Source organism: Methanospirillum hungatei (genome assembly GCF_020216685.1).
Lineage (GTDB): Archaea > Halobacteriota > Methanomicrobia > Methanomicrobiales > Methanospirillaceae > Methanospirillum > Methanospirillum hungatei_B.
This window is the reverse complement of record NZ_JAIWNS010000062.1, coordinates 1-14,524: the sequence shown is the minus strand read 5'-3', so window position 1 is coordinate 14,524 and position 14,524 is coordinate 1. Positions and strand designations below refer to the sequence as shown.

The 14,524-nt window shown below is 49.6% G+C and carries 19 protein-coding genes; 13 read left to right on the top strand and 6 right to left on the bottom strand.

Annotation, left to right across the window (positions count from 1 at the left end; all coding sequences use genetic code 11):
• On the top strand, positions 1-879 hold an 879-nt coding region (locus LDL35_RS03530), incomplete at its 5' end, for an amidohydrolase family protein (protein WP_304019546.1).
• 8 nt (positions 880-887) lie between these two features.
• Here the strand turns inward: LDL35_RS03530 and LDL35_RS03525 are convergent.
• Entirely contained in the window at positions 888-1,892 is a 1,005-nt protein-coding gene (locus tag LDL35_RS03525) for a DUF2117 domain-containing protein (protein ID WP_304019548.1), read from the bottom strand.
• Positions 1,893-1,968: 76 nt separating this feature from the next.
• On the opposite strand from LDL35_RS03525, the gene LDL35_RS03520 reads away from it, so the two are divergent.
• From LDL35_RS03520 to LDL35_RS03505, 4 genes are all read left to right on the top strand, one after another.
• Positions 1,969-2,106, top strand: coding sequence for a hypothetical protein (locus LDL35_RS03520; RefSeq protein ID WP_304019544.1), 138 nt, complete (start codon positions 1,969-1,971; stop codon positions 2,104-2,106).
• 18 nt (positions 2,107-2,124) lie between these two features.
• Positions 2,125-2,295, top strand: coding sequence for a DUF6398 domain-containing protein (locus tag LDL35_RS03515; protein ID WP_304019542.1), 171 nt, complete (start codon positions 2,125-2,127; stop codon positions 2,293-2,295).
• 146 nt (positions 2,296-2,441) lie between these two features.
• Positions 2,442-2,666, top strand: coding sequence for a type II toxin-antitoxin system HicB family antitoxin (locus LDL35_RS03510; protein ID WP_304019540.1), 225 nt, complete (start codon positions 2,442-2,444; stop codon positions 2,664-2,666).
• The gene (locus LDL35_RS03505; protein WP_304019538.1) at positions 2,644-2,892 is read left to right on the top strand and encodes a type II toxin-antitoxin system HicA family toxin; all 249 of its coding nucleotides are present in this window, start codon (positions 2,644-2,646) and stop codon (positions 2,890-2,892) included. Before LDL35_RS03510 ends, LDL35_RS03505 begins: the two co-directional genes overlap by 23 nt.
• 1 nt (position 2,893) lies before the next feature.
• Here the strand turns inward: LDL35_RS03505 and LDL35_RS03500 are convergent, their stop codons facing one another.
• Both LDL35_RS03500 and LDL35_RS03495 read right to left on the bottom strand, forming a co-directional pair.
• Positions 2,894-3,553, bottom strand: a complete 660-nt coding sequence (locus LDL35_RS03500; RefSeq protein WP_304019537.1) for a metal-dependent hydrolase — start codon at positions 3,551-3,553, stop codon at positions 2,894-2,896.
• A gap of 8 nt (positions 3,554-3,561) precedes the next feature.
• Positions 3,562-4,173 (bottom strand): transcriptional regulator, encoded by a 612-nt coding sequence (locus tag LDL35_RS03495; RefSeq protein ID WP_011448694.1) that lies wholly within the window; start codon positions 4,171-4,173, stop codon positions 3,562-3,564.
• Between the two features lie 252 nt (positions 4,174-4,425).
• Here LDL35_RS03495 and glyS point away from each other — a divergent pair, with 252 nt between their 5' ends.
• Both glyS and LDL35_RS03485 read left to right on the top strand, forming a co-directional pair.
• The gene (gene glyS, locus LDL35_RS03490) at positions 4,426-6,144 is read left to right on the top strand and encodes a glycine--tRNA ligase (RefSeq protein WP_304019533.1); all 1,719 of its coding nucleotides are present in this window, start codon (positions 4,426-4,428) and stop codon (positions 6,142-6,144) included.
• Complete coding sequence (locus LDL35_RS03485; RefSeq protein ID WP_304019531.1) at positions 6,144-8,396, top strand: DEAD/DEAH box helicase; 2,253 nt, start codon at positions 6,144-6,146, stop codon at positions 8,394-8,396. The genes glyS and LDL35_RS03485 overlap by 1 nt, the downstream gene beginning before the upstream one ends.
• Here LDL35_RS03485 and LDL35_RS03480 read toward each other — a convergent pair.
• The gene (locus tag LDL35_RS03480; RefSeq protein ID WP_304019529.1) at positions 8,366-8,758 is read right to left on the bottom strand and encodes an Sjogren's syndrome/scleroderma autoantigen 1 family protein; all 393 of its coding nucleotides are present in this window, start codon (positions 8,756-8,758) and stop codon (positions 8,366-8,368) included. The two genes, LDL35_RS03485 and LDL35_RS03480, sit on opposite strands and share 31 nt — an antisense overlap.
• A 63-nt stretch (positions 8,759-8,821) precedes the next feature.
• On the opposite strand from LDL35_RS03480, the gene LDL35_RS03475 reads away from it, so the two are divergent.
• Positions 8,822-9,085, top strand: a complete 264-nt coding sequence (locus LDL35_RS03475) for a UPF0147 family protein (protein WP_011448698.1) — start codon at positions 8,822-8,824, stop codon at positions 9,083-9,085.
• A 74-nt stretch (positions 9,086-9,159) separates the two neighbouring features.
• Here the strand turns inward: LDL35_RS03475 and LDL35_RS03470 are convergent, their stop codons facing one another.
• Both LDL35_RS03470 and thiC read right to left on the bottom strand, forming a co-directional pair.
• Complete coding sequence (locus LDL35_RS03470) at positions 9,160-9,579, bottom strand: secondary thiamine-phosphate synthase enzyme YjbQ (RefSeq protein ID WP_304019527.1); 420 nt, start codon at positions 9,577-9,579, stop codon at positions 9,160-9,162.
• Between the two features lie 58 nt (positions 9,580-9,637).
• Positions 9,638-10,918 carry a phosphomethylpyrimidine synthase ThiC gene (gene thiC, locus LDL35_RS03465; RefSeq protein ID WP_304019518.1) on the bottom strand — a complete coding sequence of 427 codons (1,281 nt, stop codon included), beginning with the start codon at positions 10,916-10,918 and terminating at the stop codon, positions 9,638-9,640.
• Positions 10,919-11,063: 145 nt separating this feature from the next.
• Here thiC and LDL35_RS03460 point away from each other — a divergent pair, with 145 nt between their 5' ends.
• The 5 genes from LDL35_RS03460 to LDL35_RS03440 form a co-directional block, all read left to right on the top strand.
• Positions 11,064-11,810, top strand: coding sequence for an anaerobic ribonucleoside-triphosphate reductase activating protein (locus LDL35_RS03460; protein ID WP_304019516.1), 747 nt, complete (start codon positions 11,064-11,066; stop codon positions 11,808-11,810).
• Entirely contained in the window at positions 11,764-12,309 is a 546-nt protein-coding gene (locus tag LDL35_RS03455) for a dephospho-CoA kinase (protein WP_304019514.1), read from the top strand. The genes LDL35_RS03460 and LDL35_RS03455 overlap by 47 nt, the downstream gene beginning before the upstream one ends.
• Complete coding sequence (locus LDL35_RS03450; RefSeq protein ID WP_304019513.1) at positions 12,306-13,076, top strand: sugar phosphate isomerase/epimerase family protein; 771 nt, start codon at positions 12,306-12,308, stop codon at positions 13,074-13,076. The genes LDL35_RS03455 and LDL35_RS03450 overlap by 4 nt, the downstream gene beginning before the upstream one ends.
• Positions 13,067-14,017 (top strand): ribonuclease Z, encoded by a 951-nt coding sequence (rnz, locus tag LDL35_RS03445; protein ID WP_304019512.1) that lies wholly within the window; start codon positions 13,067-13,069, stop codon positions 14,015-14,017. The genes LDL35_RS03450 and rnz overlap by 10 nt, the downstream gene beginning before the upstream one ends.
• Positions 14,018-14,340: 323 nt before the next feature.
• Positions 14,341-14,524 (top strand): S1 RNA-binding domain-containing protein (locus LDL35_RS03440; protein WP_304019510.1); only part of this gene is annotated, 184 nt, incomplete at its 3' end.

Sequence of the window (14,524 nt, the reverse complement as noted above, 5' to 3'; positions counted from 1 at the left end):
ATATCTTTTGGATTTTTTGATCCGGGTGATTCAGATCTTTTAGCACAGGTTCAAAAGAAGGCAAAGGAGTATGTTCACACGGTCAGATCATGGAATAATTCTCTTGTCACCCCCGGAATCGGCCCACACTCCATCTATTCTGTCACAAAAGCAGGTCTTTTATGGACACAGGAATTCCATAAAGAACACCATACCCCGATTCATATTCACCTGAGTGAGACCATGCAGGAGGTTGAAACCTGCCGGAAGGAGTATCAGACCACACCGGTCGGATTGCTTCGTAAAACCGGACTTTTACATTCCGGTACTATTGCAGCACATTGTTGCTGCCTTGATGAGGGAGAGTGCGTATGTGTGGGAAAAGAAGGGCTGCAGGTTGCACATTGTCCGGTCAGTAACCTCAAACTTGCAGTAGGGAAAGTTATGCCATATCCAAGGCTCAAAGCGGCCGGAGCACACGTGGGGCTTGGAACAGACGGGGCTGCATCGAATAATAGCCTGAATATGATGCAGACGATGAGAATAGCATCTCAGTTACAGAAATTTGCTTGGAATGATACATCCATTCTCTCACCTGGAGAAGTTCATACCATGGCCACCCGGTCTGGAGCACAGGCACTCCAATTGAGAACCGGAATGCTGAGAAAAGGTTTCCCGGCAGATATTATCCTGATGAAACGAGGCACATCTCTCCCATGCAGATTCGGATGTGAACCGGCATCACAGATCCAAAATGGCGGGATTACTGTGGATACGACAATCTGTAATGGCCATATTCTCATGCTCCATGAATACATTCCAGGCGAGAGAGAAATTCTGCAGGCTGCGAGTAATGCTGCAGGAAGACTTATGCACGAGGAATTAAAACAGAACTATTAAACCAATTATTATTCCCGATGCACCACCTTCACCCGGTCCCCAAGTTCCTGAATTATCTTCTCTACCCAGGCATCCCATACCACCGGTTCATCCGGAACCTTTTCAGCAATCTCAATGCCCAGTTCATCATCCCGTTCCCTGACAGCCTGTAAGACCACACTCCCAGGGGCATACCCTTCCGGCACAATCCCGTCAATATCCCCGTCGGTAATTCCAAGAACTGGAATACCCCGAAAACACCCGATATGACCACAGATTGAGGTTGTATCATCCCCTATGGTGACTAGGCCGCAGATATCCGGATCAAAAGCTCCAAAGCAGGCCATGGCAGAGTGATCAATGACGACAATATGCCCCTCTTGAACGTTCCGGGTACCTTTCTTTGGCCGCGTTATCCGGATATTTCCACTCTTACACCAGGCTTTTGATAAATCCGGGCATCCAAACCGGATAAGTTTCTCAACCCCGTGATCTTTGAGATCAATCCCGGATATTGCCTGAATGGTCCCATCCTGAAGAGAGATAACCGCTTCTTCACCGGTTGCATACCCGATGATAATCCCGTTTACAAAGACCGGTTCACCAGGAAGACAGCCACCGATAACTCGTGTATCAGGATGACTGGTTTCATGATAGTTTCCAGAAACGACCGGATATCCGGTTATTTCTGACAACCATGTTGAGAGGGAGGGGTAACAAGGGTCCCATAATAATATCTGGCAGGTCCCTGGATCGATGAGTATGAGCCCCCGATCTTTGAGATGGGAGTGAATGAGGGATCCGAACCGGTGAGCGGATGCATCAGTTTTTGCCCGATGGATGAGAACAGCCTGATCTCCTGGGTATTCGGTAAGGATTTCACTTGGTCTTCTTCCATCATATCTTACCGGAAGTCCTGATTCTTCAGCTGCTGTCCGGGCCATAACTCCGGCAACGAGGGATAACCGGGGGTGAAGGAGGGAGATAAGCCGGGCTGCATCGCCATAGTCAAAGACATCTGCTCCGTGAAAGATGAGCGTGAGTTTGTGAATTGGGATAGAAAGGCCTCCTTGATGACAAGTTATGAGTTACATTTTTTTGATAATAATCATGAAGGTTCATCCTCATTTTTTTCATGCAATCAAAGTCAGAATCATCAGAAATACCGGTGCATCACAAAAACAGATACCAGAACCCCGGAGAAAACCGGTTGATATCTCGTCAATACCAAAAGCTGCCCGTGAATGATTCATAACCATAAGCGAAATGACCGACGCATTCTGTAATGAACGCCTGGATGAAGAATATGCCGGGATCTGCAGGCATGTTGCAGGAAAACTTGCACGGAAACGGGATAATAAAATCACGAGGGGTAAAACTATAATCTGGGTTGCACTGAGTATTCGACAAAACGGAAGCTCTATAACAACCCGATGAACAGGTTTTGGATGACTAAGGACGGATTTATTATTTAAATAAAAGTACATGCTAAAATCATAGACGATGGATGATTAACATCGCACCTTGACTGGAGACTTATGCTTTAAAAATTATTAAAGTATAAGGAGATAGGAGAAGCAGAAATGTACATAAAATTTGAGTCATATTTTGACGGATATTACTGGTGTGCCAGAGGTATCGGAGTGGATATTTTCACTCAGGGAAAAAGCCTTGATGAACTTATGAATAACATTCAGGAAGCTGTTGAACTGCACTACGAAGATGAACTGGAAAGAGGTGAGTCAATTACCATTCTGACCTTGCAGGAATACGAGGTAAGATCACATGCAAGGGCTGCCAGTTGTTAGTGGGAAGAAACTCATAAAAGCTCTTCAAAAGATTGGTTACCATGTAATAAGACAGAAGGGCAGTCACATTCAGATGCGATTAGAATCAGATCAAGGTGTGCATACAATTACAGTTCCCCTCCATGATGAAATTGCCCCGGGCACACTCAACGATATTGTTGGGAAGGTCTCCCTATGGACGGGTATTCATAAAAGGGCATTCATTGAACGAATAAAAGAGGAATAATTTAAATTTTTATCTTATACTCCATACCGGGCTCTAAAATCACCGTTTTCATATCAGTTGTCTCATTGATTGCCCGTGCAAACTCAGATACATCCTGCCTGATTTTATCAAAAGTATTGTAATGAATCGGGATTACAATCGGAGCTCCGATAAACTCTGCAGCCATCATCCCTTCCCGTGGTCCCATCGTAAATCTCCCTCCGATTGGAATAAGAGCAACATCAGGATGGTATAACTCACCAATAAGACGCATATCTGAAAACAGCCCGGTATCACCTACATGGTAGATGGTTTTCCCATCCATGCGGATAACAAAACCTGCAGCACTCCCGCCATACATCCCGATACCTTCGTCTTCTATCCAGGATGAGTGAATCGCCTGGGTCATGGTAAACGAGATACCATCCACAACTATCGTCCCGCCGATATTCATTGCTTCAGTGATGCACCCTTTTCCCCGGAGGTAATGAGCGATCTCATTATTCGTAATAATCGGGACTGCATATGATGCGGCGATACCCATATGGTCAGCATGGGCATGGGTGACAGCGACAAGATCCGGTGTGACTCTGATCTCGCCATCAGGAATAAAGGGATCGATCAAAATACACTTTGACCCCTGCAGTACGACACAGGCATGACCAAGGTACGTAATCTTCATAAAAATAATCAGGTGATATCGATCAGCTCTGCTTCAGTGATATCAATGGACTCGCCAAAGGCATCCTTCGTAGCAGAGGAGGTCATACTCTCAGTCAGATCACGGTCTTCCATAACATCACGGATCCGTTCTAGGTATTGATCCATCTCCCGGTCAACCATGGCCTCAAGAACATGCCGATACTCACGAAGAGTAGACGGGCTGATCCCCAGCTCTTCACTGATCTCCTTCATAGTTTTTCCAGACACCAGAAGGTGTTCCATCTGATTCCGGTCAAACGGCATCTTAAAGTCCAGCTCACGGAAGAGTTTCATCCTGACACGGGCACGGGCTACCGTCTTTGAGAGTTTTTCATCTCCAAGTTCCCTCGCAATCTCAGTATCATTTTTCCCCGCATAGTAGGCACAAACCAGCTTTGCCAGCTGAATAGGTTTCAGCTTCGTTTTGAAGAAACCCTGGTCAAGGAGCTCTCGCATAATGAGCGCGATCTCCCGTTCTACCGCATCGCTATCGCGAAGCGTACCGTGGATCTTCTTCATCGGTTCCACAATCTTTGTGTTACCGGTCATATTTGCGAACAGTTGTAACAGCTGTTCTTTCTTTGCAACCTCTTCTGGCATGAGGAATCACACACATTCGGGATACCGATATAGATACCGCTGAAATTATTTAAGTTTGTTGGAATTTTTACGTAAAAAGACCGCAATCCATTATATGTTCATTGGAGATGAGGCAAAAATGAGCACCAGAGATCCGGTATATGACAGGACAGGGTTTATCAGGATCCTGAAAGCCGGGCTGAGTTAGGGCAGATACAGAAGAAAATCTTCATCGTAGATGAGAGCAATATGTATCCCGGTTTGTGATCCCAGATGAGCGATGTCTTTGATAATGTGATGGATCTGGCAAAACGCAGAGGGTTTGTCTGGCCAACGACGGAATGCTACGGTTCGGTTGCAGGGTTTATCGATTACGGCCCTCTTGGTACGCTGGTCAAACGTCGTATCGAAGACCTCTGGCGCCAGTTCTATGTAATATCTGAAGGGTATTATGAGATAGAATGCCCGACCATCGGCCAGGAGGCCATGTATATTGCATCCGGGCATGTCAAGGGTTTTTCTGACAAGATGTGCCAGTGTCCGGCATGTAACGAATATCTGCGGGCCGATCATGTGGCTGAAGCCCACAATATACCAAATGCGGCCACTCTTTCATGTGAGGCGCTCGCAGAAAAGATATGCACGCTCCCCTGCCCGGCATGTAATGAGGTCCTTGGAACGGTCGAGGTCTTTACGTTTAACCTGATGTTTCAGACGACTATCGGGCCAGGGTCCCAGCGAAAGGGATACCTTCGGCCTGAAACCGCCCAGGGTATCTTCGTTGACTTCGGGAGGCTGCTGCGGTTCTACCGGGATAAGCTTCCGTTCGGAACCGTGCAGATAGGACGGTCATACCGGAATGAGATCTCCCCCCGGCAGGGAATGATACGGCTTCGTGAATTCACCCAGGCTGAAGCTGAGATCTTTGTCCACCCGGATATGAAAGACCACCCGAATTTTTCACGGTATGCCGACTATGCATTCCCGCTTCTTTCATCTGAGCAGCAGCTTAGAGGCCTTGAGGCAAAGACCTACACCATGAAGGAGGCCGTGGCAGCGGGAGTTATTGCAAACGAATATGTCGCATACTACCTTGCCCTGACCCACGAACTCCTGGTCACCATTGGGGTTATGCCTTCACGGCTCAGATTCCGCCAGCACCTTCCTGATGAGCGGGCCCATTACGCTGAAGACTGCTGGGATGCTGAGATATTCTCCGAACGGTTTGGATGGGTTGAGACGGTTGGTATTGCAGACCGGACGGATTATGATCTGAAGGCACATGCAGAGCAGAGTGGTGACTCTTTTACCGCATATATCCAGTTTGACGAACCACGACGGGAGAAGAGGCGTGTCATCAATGCCAATATGGGAGTACTCGGCCCAAAATACCGGGGCAAAGCAAAAGCCATCTCTGACGCCCTGCAGGAGGTGACTCCCGGACCGGATGGTGCAACCGTTATCGTGGACGGAGAAGAGATCTTTGTCCCTGCTGACCTGTATGAGGTGAAGGAAGAGGAGGTTGATGTCCGCGGGGTTGATGTCCGGCCCCACGTCATCGAGCCCAGTTATGGGATTGACCGGATGATCTATGCCGTCCTTGAGCACTCGTACTTCGAAGAGGAGGTCGAAGGAGAGATCAGGAAGGTTATGCGGTTCCCATCCAGGATTGCACCGGTGCAGGTAGCCATATTCCCGCTCATGGCCCGTGACGGTCTTGATATCATGGCAAAAGAGATTGCCCGGACGCTTCAGTTGCAGGGGATTCTTGCCGAATATGATGATTCAGGAGCCATCGGTCGCCGGTACCGCAGACAGGATGAGATCGGGACACCATTTGCCGTAACGGTAGATTATGATTCACTTGAGGATCAGACGGTTACTCTTCGTGACCGGGACAGCATGAAGCAGGTCCGGATTCCAAAGGACCAGCTTGCTGATCTGATCCCAGCCCTTATCAGGGGCAAAAGCTCATTCTCTTCACTCATCTGATGGAATATATCTCCCATCCATTTATTGCCCCGGAGACGATGGAGAAGAGAACATACCAGTTCTCCATCTCCATGAATGCTCTTGAGGGAAACACGCTTGTTGTCATCCCGACCGGCCTTGGGAAGACAGCAATTGCGCTCATTGTTGCAGCGTCACGCCTGTACCAGAACGGGGGGAAGGTGCTGATGATGGCCCCGACAAAGCCCCTCGTTGAGCAGCATCTTCGCTATTTCAAGACGCATCTTGCCATCCCCGGTGATGAGAAGACGAAGTTTGCGATGTTTACCGGTGAGGCATCTCCTGAAAAGCGGACCGCAGAGTGGATGGCGGCATCGATGGTCCTTGCGACCCCGCAGGTCATTAAGAATGATCTCATCGCCGGCCGGTACGATCTCGCCGATGTCACACTCCTGATTGTGGACGAAGGGCACCGTGCAGTCGGAAATTATGCCTATGTCTTCATAGCCGAACGGTACATGCATACCGCAAAGGATCCGCTCATCCTTGCGATGACTGCATCTCCGGGCGGGAACAAGGAGAAGATCTCAGATATCGTAGAAAACCTGCACATCAAGTCGGTTGAGAGCAGGACAGAGACTGATCCTGATGTCAGGCCCTATGTGCATGAGAAGGATGTGGAGATCATCCATGTTGACCTCCCGCCTGAACTGAAAGCAGCTCTTGATGACCTCAAGGCACTCGTTTCAGACCGGCTTGATCAGCTAAAAAAAGCAGGATTTCCGGTCACCGATCAGGCTTCCCTTTCGATGAAAGCGCTTCAGGAGATATCGGCAATCATCCAGCAGCGTATTGCGGAGCGTGATGCGTCAGGTTTTGCAGCGGCCAGTATTCATGCAGAACTTATGAAACTGCGGCATGCCATTGGTCTTGCAGAGTCACAGGGCTGTATGGTCCTGAAGGCATACCTCAATAAGCTCCTTGCCGAAGGGAATGCACCCGGTGGGTCAAAGGCATCAAAGCGGATCGCCTATGATCCCCGGTTCATGAGACTGCTCGACCGATCCATTGAATGGAAGGAGGAGTGCCATCCGAAGCTCCTCATACTCCCTGAGCTTGTGCAGTCTATCCTTGATGAGTCACCTGATACGAGGATCATCATCTTTGCAACCTTTCGGGATACGGTCAAGATGGTTGTCGATACTTTGCAGGCAGCAGGTATTTCTGCAGAGCGGTTTGTCGGGAAGGCGAACAAGGACCAGGAGAAGGGACTATCCCAGAAGAGACAGATTGCAACTATCAGCCGGTTCCGTGAGGGGGAGTTTTCCGTCCTTGTTGCCACTTCAGTCGGAGAAGAGGGGCTTGATATCCCGTCAACCGACGTGGTCATCTTCTATGAACCGGTCCCGTCAGAGATCCGGAGTATCCAGCGAAAAGGGCGTACCGGTCGTCACAGTACCGGACGGATCATCGTTCTGGTGACCAGGAAGACGGCTGATGAGACCTTCCAGATTGTTTCCAGAAGACGGGAGAAGGCCATGGCAACCGGGATGAAAAACCTGACCGGTCATGAGAAGAAGATCCTTCAGACAGCCCTCCCCCTTGACCAGGAAGAGCTGCAGAAAGCGAAAGCAGCACAGGAAGAGATTTTTTGTGGTCCGAAGATCATCATCGATGACCGTGAACTGGTCTCAAAGGTGTCCGAGCACCTCTCATCTGCCGGGGCAGTCATCCGAATCGAGCGGCTTTTACAGGGGGATTACAAGATCGGTGACCGCATCCTGGTAGAGCGCAAGACATCACGTGACTTTGTTGACAGTCTTATCGACCGGGACCTGCTGGATCAGCTGAGAGAGATGGCACGGGTCTGCCCAAAACCGATCCTGATTATCGAAGGGGGAGACATCTATGCCCAGCGGGATATCCACCCGAATGCTATCCGGGGAGCGCTTGCTGCAATTTCCGTGACCATGGGGATCGCCATATTTCAGACCAGAGACGCCGGTGATACTGCAGACCTGCTCCTGGTCCTTGCACGCCGCGAAGAAGAGAATGGATATAAAGAGCGGGGATCAGGCCAGAAGGAAGCATATGAGAGTCTTGCAACAGCACAGGAGGCCATCATAAGCGCATTCCCGGATATTGGACCAAAATATGCCCGTGCCCTGCTTACGGCGTTTGGATCACTCAAGGCGATTATTGATGCAGAAAAAGAAGATCTCCTCCAGGTCCCGGGTATTGGTGCGAAAAAAGCGGAGATGATTTATGAGTTGTCCCGCCGTCCGTACCCGTAAAGGAGCAGGGCATATGCTTCAGCCCCTTTTTTCACGGACTCCATAAGGTTCAGGATCCGGGTACTGTCCCGTTCCTCGCGTGCCTGAATAAGGAGGGTCCGAAGAGTGAGGGCAAACTCATCCTCCAGTCCGCCTGGTGCAACCGGTTCCTGTACCGCTCCATCAGGGCCGGACCGGGGAGGGGGTACCGGGGGTCTTGTGGTCTGATTTTGTAGAGAGTCTTCCTTGCAGACCACACAGAACGTCTCTCCTTTATACTCAAAGAGCGGGGAATGGCAGACAGGGCAGGTCTTTGAGAGCATCTTCCCTCCCTTCAGGAGGTACTCAGCCATTATCTCATCAGGGCTTTTTGTATCGGTCATCGGTCAGTACTGTTTTATGGGGTGGGGGTCTACTTATAAGCGAAGGTTCACGCAGGTGAGAATATGCCAACTCCAGAACAAACCATCGATATCTGTATTCAGATGTTATCTGCCATTATTGACGATGGCACCATCCCCAGAAATATCCGCCGTGTAGCAGACGAGACCCGAACTATTCTTCAGAACCAGGATCGCCAGCTTGGCCTTCGGGCAGCAGAAGCAATTTCAAAGATTGATGAGATCAGCTCTGACCCGAATATGCCAGGACATGCACGCACCCGCGTCTGGGAACTGGTCTCACAGCTTGAGACTGTACCGCTCGATTAACTTCACTATCTGTTTTCGGAGGAGAGAAATTCTTCTCCAGGGCATTTTATTCTTATAGCGGAGAGGTTTTTTGGCTATTCGCCAAGTATGGTTACCATAAGGTGCCGTTCCCGCCCTGATCTGGTATCAAGTTCGAGCAGGACAATCTGCTGCCAGGTTCCGAGGACAAGTGCGCCATCCCGTACCGGAATTGTCAGGGACGGGCCGACCAGAGCTGCTTTCACATGCGATCTGCCATTCCCGTCTCCCCACCGGCTGTCATGGGCATAGGTGATATCAGACGGGGCAGAGACAGACAGCGCCCGTGAGAGGTCTTTTAAAACACCGGGTTCATACTCGATGGTTGTCACTGCTGCCGTTGAGCCGATTACAAACACATGACAGATCCCAGTTTTTACCCTTGATGAACGTGCGATATCCTGCACCTTGTCAGTGATATCAACAATATCCCCTTCTCCCCTGGTTGAAAGCGTAATAGATCCGGATGGTACCATATCATGAGAATGGTACTCCGCAGGCAAGATAGTTTCGAAAAAAGAACAGAAAAAAAGATTAGTCAAGTTTTTTGATGACTTTATTTGCAATCTTGAGGGCGCAATAATCCCCACACATGGTGCAGGCGTCGGTATCGGCTGAGGCACGCTCACTTCTGATCTGCCGTGCCCGTGACGGGTTGATAGCAAGATTAAACTGGGCTTCCCAGTCAAGGTCACGACGTGCATGTCCCATGGCAAGGTCCTGGTCACGCTTGTTGAGTTTTATCATATCACCGACATGAGCTGCAATCCGGCTGGAGATGACACCTTCATAGACCTCTTCCGGATTTGGCAGGGCAAGATGTTCAGCCGGAGTTACATAGCAGATGAAGTCAGCGCCATACATAGAGGACATGGCTGCACCAATGGCAGAGACACGGTCATCATATCCTGGTGCAATGTCTGTGACAATTGGGCCGAGCATGTAAAACGGCTTATTTCCCGACATCCGCTTCATCAGTTTGACATTCGTTTCGATCTCATCAAGTGGCACATGACCAGGGCCTTCCACGATGACCTGGATACCCATCTCATGGGCACGGTCACCAAGCTCTGCGTTGATGATCAGTTCCTGTATCTGGGCACGGTCGGTTGCGTCATGAACAGCTCCGGCCCGCATTCCGTTCCCGGTTGAAAGGGTCACTTCGTGCTCTTTTAAGATCTCACACAGGTAGTCAAACTCTGCGTAGAGTGGGTTTTCCTTGTCATTATGGAGCATCCATGCAGTCAGGAAGGCACCACCACGGGAACAAAGACCCCCGTGCCGTCCCTGGCGCTGGAGCCGTTCAAGGGTGATCCGGTTAATACCGGTATGTATAGCCATGAAGTTTGTTCCAAGTTTTGCCTGTTCCTCGGTGATCCGGAAGAGGTCATCTTCCCGCATATGAATAACGGCACCATCTTTCCTGGCTGCCTCGATAAATGCCTGATAGAGGGGAACGGAACCGACGGAGAGAGTGGTGGCTTCTATGCACCGTCGGCGGATTTCAACAAAATCTCCACCGGTTGAGAGTTCCATAATGGTATCGGCACCGGCACGCTCTCCGGCTTTTACCTTCTCAACCTCCATATCCACATCAACAATATCGGTCGAGGTCCCGACTGAACAGTTCACCTTGGTCCGAAGGCCACCACCAATACCGCATAATTTGACCTTCCGGTAGGGTGAAACCGGAATGACGATCCGGCCGCTTGCGATCCCCCGGCGGATAAAATCTTCAGTAACGCCTTCCTGAGCCGCTACGACCTTCATTTCTTCGGTGATGATGCCTTTTTTTGCATCCTCGACTATTGACATAGCCTATATGTTCCGTAAGAAGATACATAAAGGCTCTTTTTTGCAAATAAGACATCATTTTTGTTTATTTGAAAACAAGAAATATTGCTTTGCTATTGTTTCACCCTGAATATTCTATAGCAGTGAGATCAAACCTTCATGCGTAGTGGCTGAATCAATACAGATAAACTTTGGGGGATTTGTCCCGTTAAGCACGGTTGACTGGCGGGGAAAATCAGTTTGCGTGGTTTTTTTCAGGGGGTGCCCGGTCAAATGCTGGTACTGTCATAACCAAAGCATCCTGACCGGAGAGGATCGAAGACCTGTCGAAGAGATCAAAGAACTCATCCGATCTTCTGCATTACTCATCAGTGGCGTCATCTTTTCCGGGGGTGAAGCAACCATGCAGCCACCTGCGCTTTTTGAGCTTGCCAGGTACAGCAGATCAATCGGACTTTCCACCGGCCTGCATACAAACGGCGTGTATCCGGATGTAATCAGAAAACTCATCGAAGAAAGGCTGATTGATCATATTGCCCTCGATATCAAGGCTGAGTGGAATCTGTACACGGTCAGGGGGAAAGAGCGTGCAGTTGGAAAACAGGTTAAGGAATCACTGACATTATGTACAGAAGCTCGTCATGCCGGAACACTCCCCGGTTTTGAAGTTGTAGTAACGCTGTTTCCCGGATATGGCGAAGAGATTATGACGATCTCTCGTGATGTTGCTCCAGACATAGATCTTGTCCTGCAACAGGGAGTATATATAGGGATACGGCCTCTTGATTTGAATAATCTGAAAGGAATAGCAGACCGGCTGGGCCGACCGGTCAGAATACGGACACGGAGTGATGGAGAGATAACATATGAAGGTACTCGCAGTAGTGGGGATGCCGGGATCGGGGAAAGGTGAATTCTCCGCTATCGCACGGGAGATGGGAATTCCTGTTGTCGTGATGGGCGATGTCATCAGGGAAGAAGTTCAGAACCAGGGGCTTGTCCCGACCGATGAGAGCATGGGAATTGTTGCCCGGGCTCTCAGGGAAAAACACGGTATGGCTGCAATTGCCCAGGTGTGTGTCCCGGTGATAACACGGCAAAAGGCAGATGTGGTCCTGGTTGACGGAGTGCGGGGTGATGCAGAGGTGACATTGTTCTCTGAAACCTTCCCTGATTTCTCTCTTGTCTCCATCGAAGCACCACTCACCACCCGGTTTGCCAGGTTATCAGAACGGGGCCGATCAGATGACCTGCAGGATATTGGTGAACTTATCGCCAGGGACGAACGGGAGTGCTCTTTTGGCCTCGGAAGAGCAATGGAACTTGCATCGGTCAGAATAGAGAATAACGGGACCAGAGAAGCATTCCAGGAGAAGGTCAGGGAGTATCTGACCAGGATAAAGGCTGCATGAGTATCAGATATTTTTTTGGGTCTTCTTCAAAGGTCTGGGAAGACATCTCATGGATATATGGTATTGAAGAGGCCGGATTTGACGGGTGGGAGATCTGTGCGGATGGGAATTACCATTTTGGCAAAAAAGACCAGTACGAGAGGGTTATCGAAACGCTCCGGTCCACAACCTTGCAAACCACGGTCCATGCTCCCTTTGGTGACCTGAACCCGGCGGCTATCAATGATCCCATCTGGCGGGAGACGGTCAGACAGCTCTCGGAGTGTATCAGGCTCGCATCAGAGATAACCGACCGGGTAACGATTCATCCCGGCTACCTCTCCTGCACCGGGAAACTGGTCCCTGAAAAGATTTGGCAGCTGCAGAAAGAGGCCATGCGGGAGGTCGGAAAGGTGGCGTCAGAATACGGGGTTATTGCCTGTCTTGAGAACATGCCAGATATTCATGACTTTCTCTGCCGATATCCTGAAGAGATCCAGGGGATCATAGAAGATATTGAAGGGGTCTCGATGACGATTGATTTCGGTCATGCACATACGATGGGGAAGGTGAACGACTTTATGAAGGTGCTCAAATCCGCTTCTCATGTCCACATCCATGACAACCACGGGAAGTCAGACGAACATCTTGCCATCGGTGAGGGGACTATTGACTGGAATGCATTGTCAAAGGCCATTCTAAGAGAGTACGAAGGGGTTGTCGTGGTAGAAGGGAGATCCATTCCGGAAGCGAAGCGATCCCTCGCCCATATCCGGAGGTGGACATAATCGCCGGAGAGACCCTGCAGATATTTTTCCTGGGAACCTCCGGGGCACTTCCTACGATATCCCGGAATCTTCCCTGCATCCTCTTAAAATGGGGGTCTCATGACCTGATCTTTGACTGTGGAGAAGGGGCCCAGCGGCAGATGATGAAAGCGCGTGCCGGGTTCTCTCCCGAAGTTATCTATATATCCCACTGGCATGCCGACCATTTTCTCGGGGTTATCGGCCTTTTGCAGACGATGTCCTTTAACGGACGGGAACAGCCACTGACGATCGTCGGCCCGGATTGTGTGCATGAGATGGTGGACGATATCAAAGGGTTGTGCAGGACCAGGCTGTCATTCCCTGTAGAATCGCAAAAGGTCCGTGCAGGTGATCTGCTCATCTATGAAGGGTATTCAATCAGGGTATTTGCAGCAGATCATGGTATTCCCGGAGTCGGGTACATCTTTGAAGAGAATATGAGACCTGGCCGGTTTAACCGGGAACGGGCCATTGAACTTGGTATCAGGCCAGGACCACTCTTTGGGAAACTGCAGCGGGGCTCAGCGGTTACCATCACTGTCGATGGGGAAGAACGGAACATTACTCCTGAAATGGTCATGGGCCCCATGAGACCGGGCAGGAAAGTTATCTATACCGGGGACACACGGCCGGTCCTTTCAGAACTTGCAGATATCGGAGAGGATGCAGATCTTCTCATTCATGATGCGACCTTTGACCATCAGGAAGAAGAGCGGGCAAAAGAGTTCATGCATGCAACTGCGGCAGAAGCGGGCATGGTTGCCCATACCTTAAAGGCTCACCGTCTTGCCCTCTTCCATTTCAGTACCCGGTACACGTCTGCCGATACCCATGTCTCTGATGCAAGAACTCATTTTTCAGGAGAGATACTTGCTCCTGATGATCTTACCGTTTTTGATATCCCGTTCAGGGATGAATAATTTTTTTAAGAAACCCACATGAACTGCTTTGTAGTTCTCACCTGAAACTATGAAAATTGCAATGTTAACAATTGATGGAAGTCAACTGATCAGAAGCAATTTTCATAGGAAAAGACCAGGCAAGAAAGACCTGACCTGGATAACAGATGACAGATCTCCTGAAATAGGAGAAAGGATGATACTATCATTACTCATATGAACCGCTTCTAACATGGAGGCGGCATTCTTCTGACGCGAAACGTTACATTCCGCCTTCAATGGAGCAGAATTCTTGTTAATTCCTGCTGCCGGCTGACGGGCCGGATCTCGCTCTGGTGAATAGTATGCCAACAGGAACAGAGACAATAGTTTACAGCCTTGGCGATGGGTGCAGTATTACAGACATCGTCATAGGGAAGACATATACCGGGACAATCCAGGGTTTTGCCAACTTTGGTGCATTCGTATATCTGAATAGTTCGATCAAGGGACTTATCCATAAATCAAATATGCTGATGAGTCACCGGG

What these genes read in the sequence shown, in the direction of transcription:
- LDL35_RS03495 (WP_011448694.1), bottom strand. Translation starts at nt 4,173, where the DNA reads ATGCCAGAAGAGGTTGCAAAGAAAGAACAGCTGTTACAACTGTTCGCA.
- LDL35_RS03470 (WP_304019527.1), bottom strand. Translation starts at nt 9,579, where the DNA reads ATGGTACCATCCGGATCTATTACGCTTTCAACCAGGGGAGAAGGGGAT.
- LDL35_RS03515 (WP_304019542.1), top strand. Translation starts at nt 2,125, where the DNA reads ATGACCGACGCATTCTGTAATGAACGCCTGGATGAAGAATATGCCGGG.
- LDL35_RS03455 (WP_304019514.1), top strand. Translation starts at nt 11,764, where the DNA reads ATGAAGGTACTCGCAGTAGTGGGGATGCCGGGATCGGGGAAAGGTGAA.
- glyS (WP_304019533.1), top strand. Translation starts at nt 4,426, where the DNA reads ATGAGCGATGTCTTTGATAATGTGATGGATCTGGCAAAACGCAGAGGG.
- LDL35_RS03485 (WP_304019531.1), top strand. Translation starts at nt 6,144, where the DNA reads ATGGAATATATCTCCCATCCATTTATTGCCCCGGAGACGATGGAGAAG.
- LDL35_RS03510 (WP_304019540.1), top strand. Translation starts at nt 2,442, where the DNA reads ATGTACATAAAATTTGAGTCATATTTTGACGGATATTACTGGTGTGCC.
- LDL35_RS03520 (WP_304019544.1), top strand. Translation starts at nt 1,969, where the DNA reads ATGAAGGTTCATCCTCATTTTTTTCATGCAATCAAAGTCAGAATCATC.
- LDL35_RS03475 (WP_011448698.1), top strand. Translation starts at nt 8,822, where the DNA reads ATGCCAACTCCAGAACAAACCATCGATATCTGTATTCAGATGTTATCT.
- LDL35_RS03450 (WP_304019513.1), top strand. Translation starts at nt 12,306, where the DNA reads ATGAGTATCAGATATTTTTTTGGGTCTTCTTCAAAGGTCTGGGAAGAC.
- LDL35_RS03500 (WP_304019537.1), bottom strand. Translation starts at nt 3,553, where the DNA reads ATGAAGATTACGTACCTTGGTCATGCCTGTGTCGTACTGCAGGGGTCA.
- LDL35_RS03505 (WP_304019538.1), top strand. Translation starts at nt 2,644, where the DNA reads ATGCAAGGGCTGCCAGTTGTTAGTGGGAAGAAACTCATAAAAGCTCTT.
- thiC (WP_304019518.1), bottom strand. Translation starts at nt 10,918, where the DNA reads ATGTCAATAGTCGAGGATGCAAAAAAAGGCATCATCACCGAAGAAATG.
- LDL35_RS03480 (WP_304019529.1), bottom strand. Translation starts at nt 8,758, where the DNA reads ATGACCGATACAAAAAGCCCTGATGAGATAATGGCTGAGTACCTCCTG.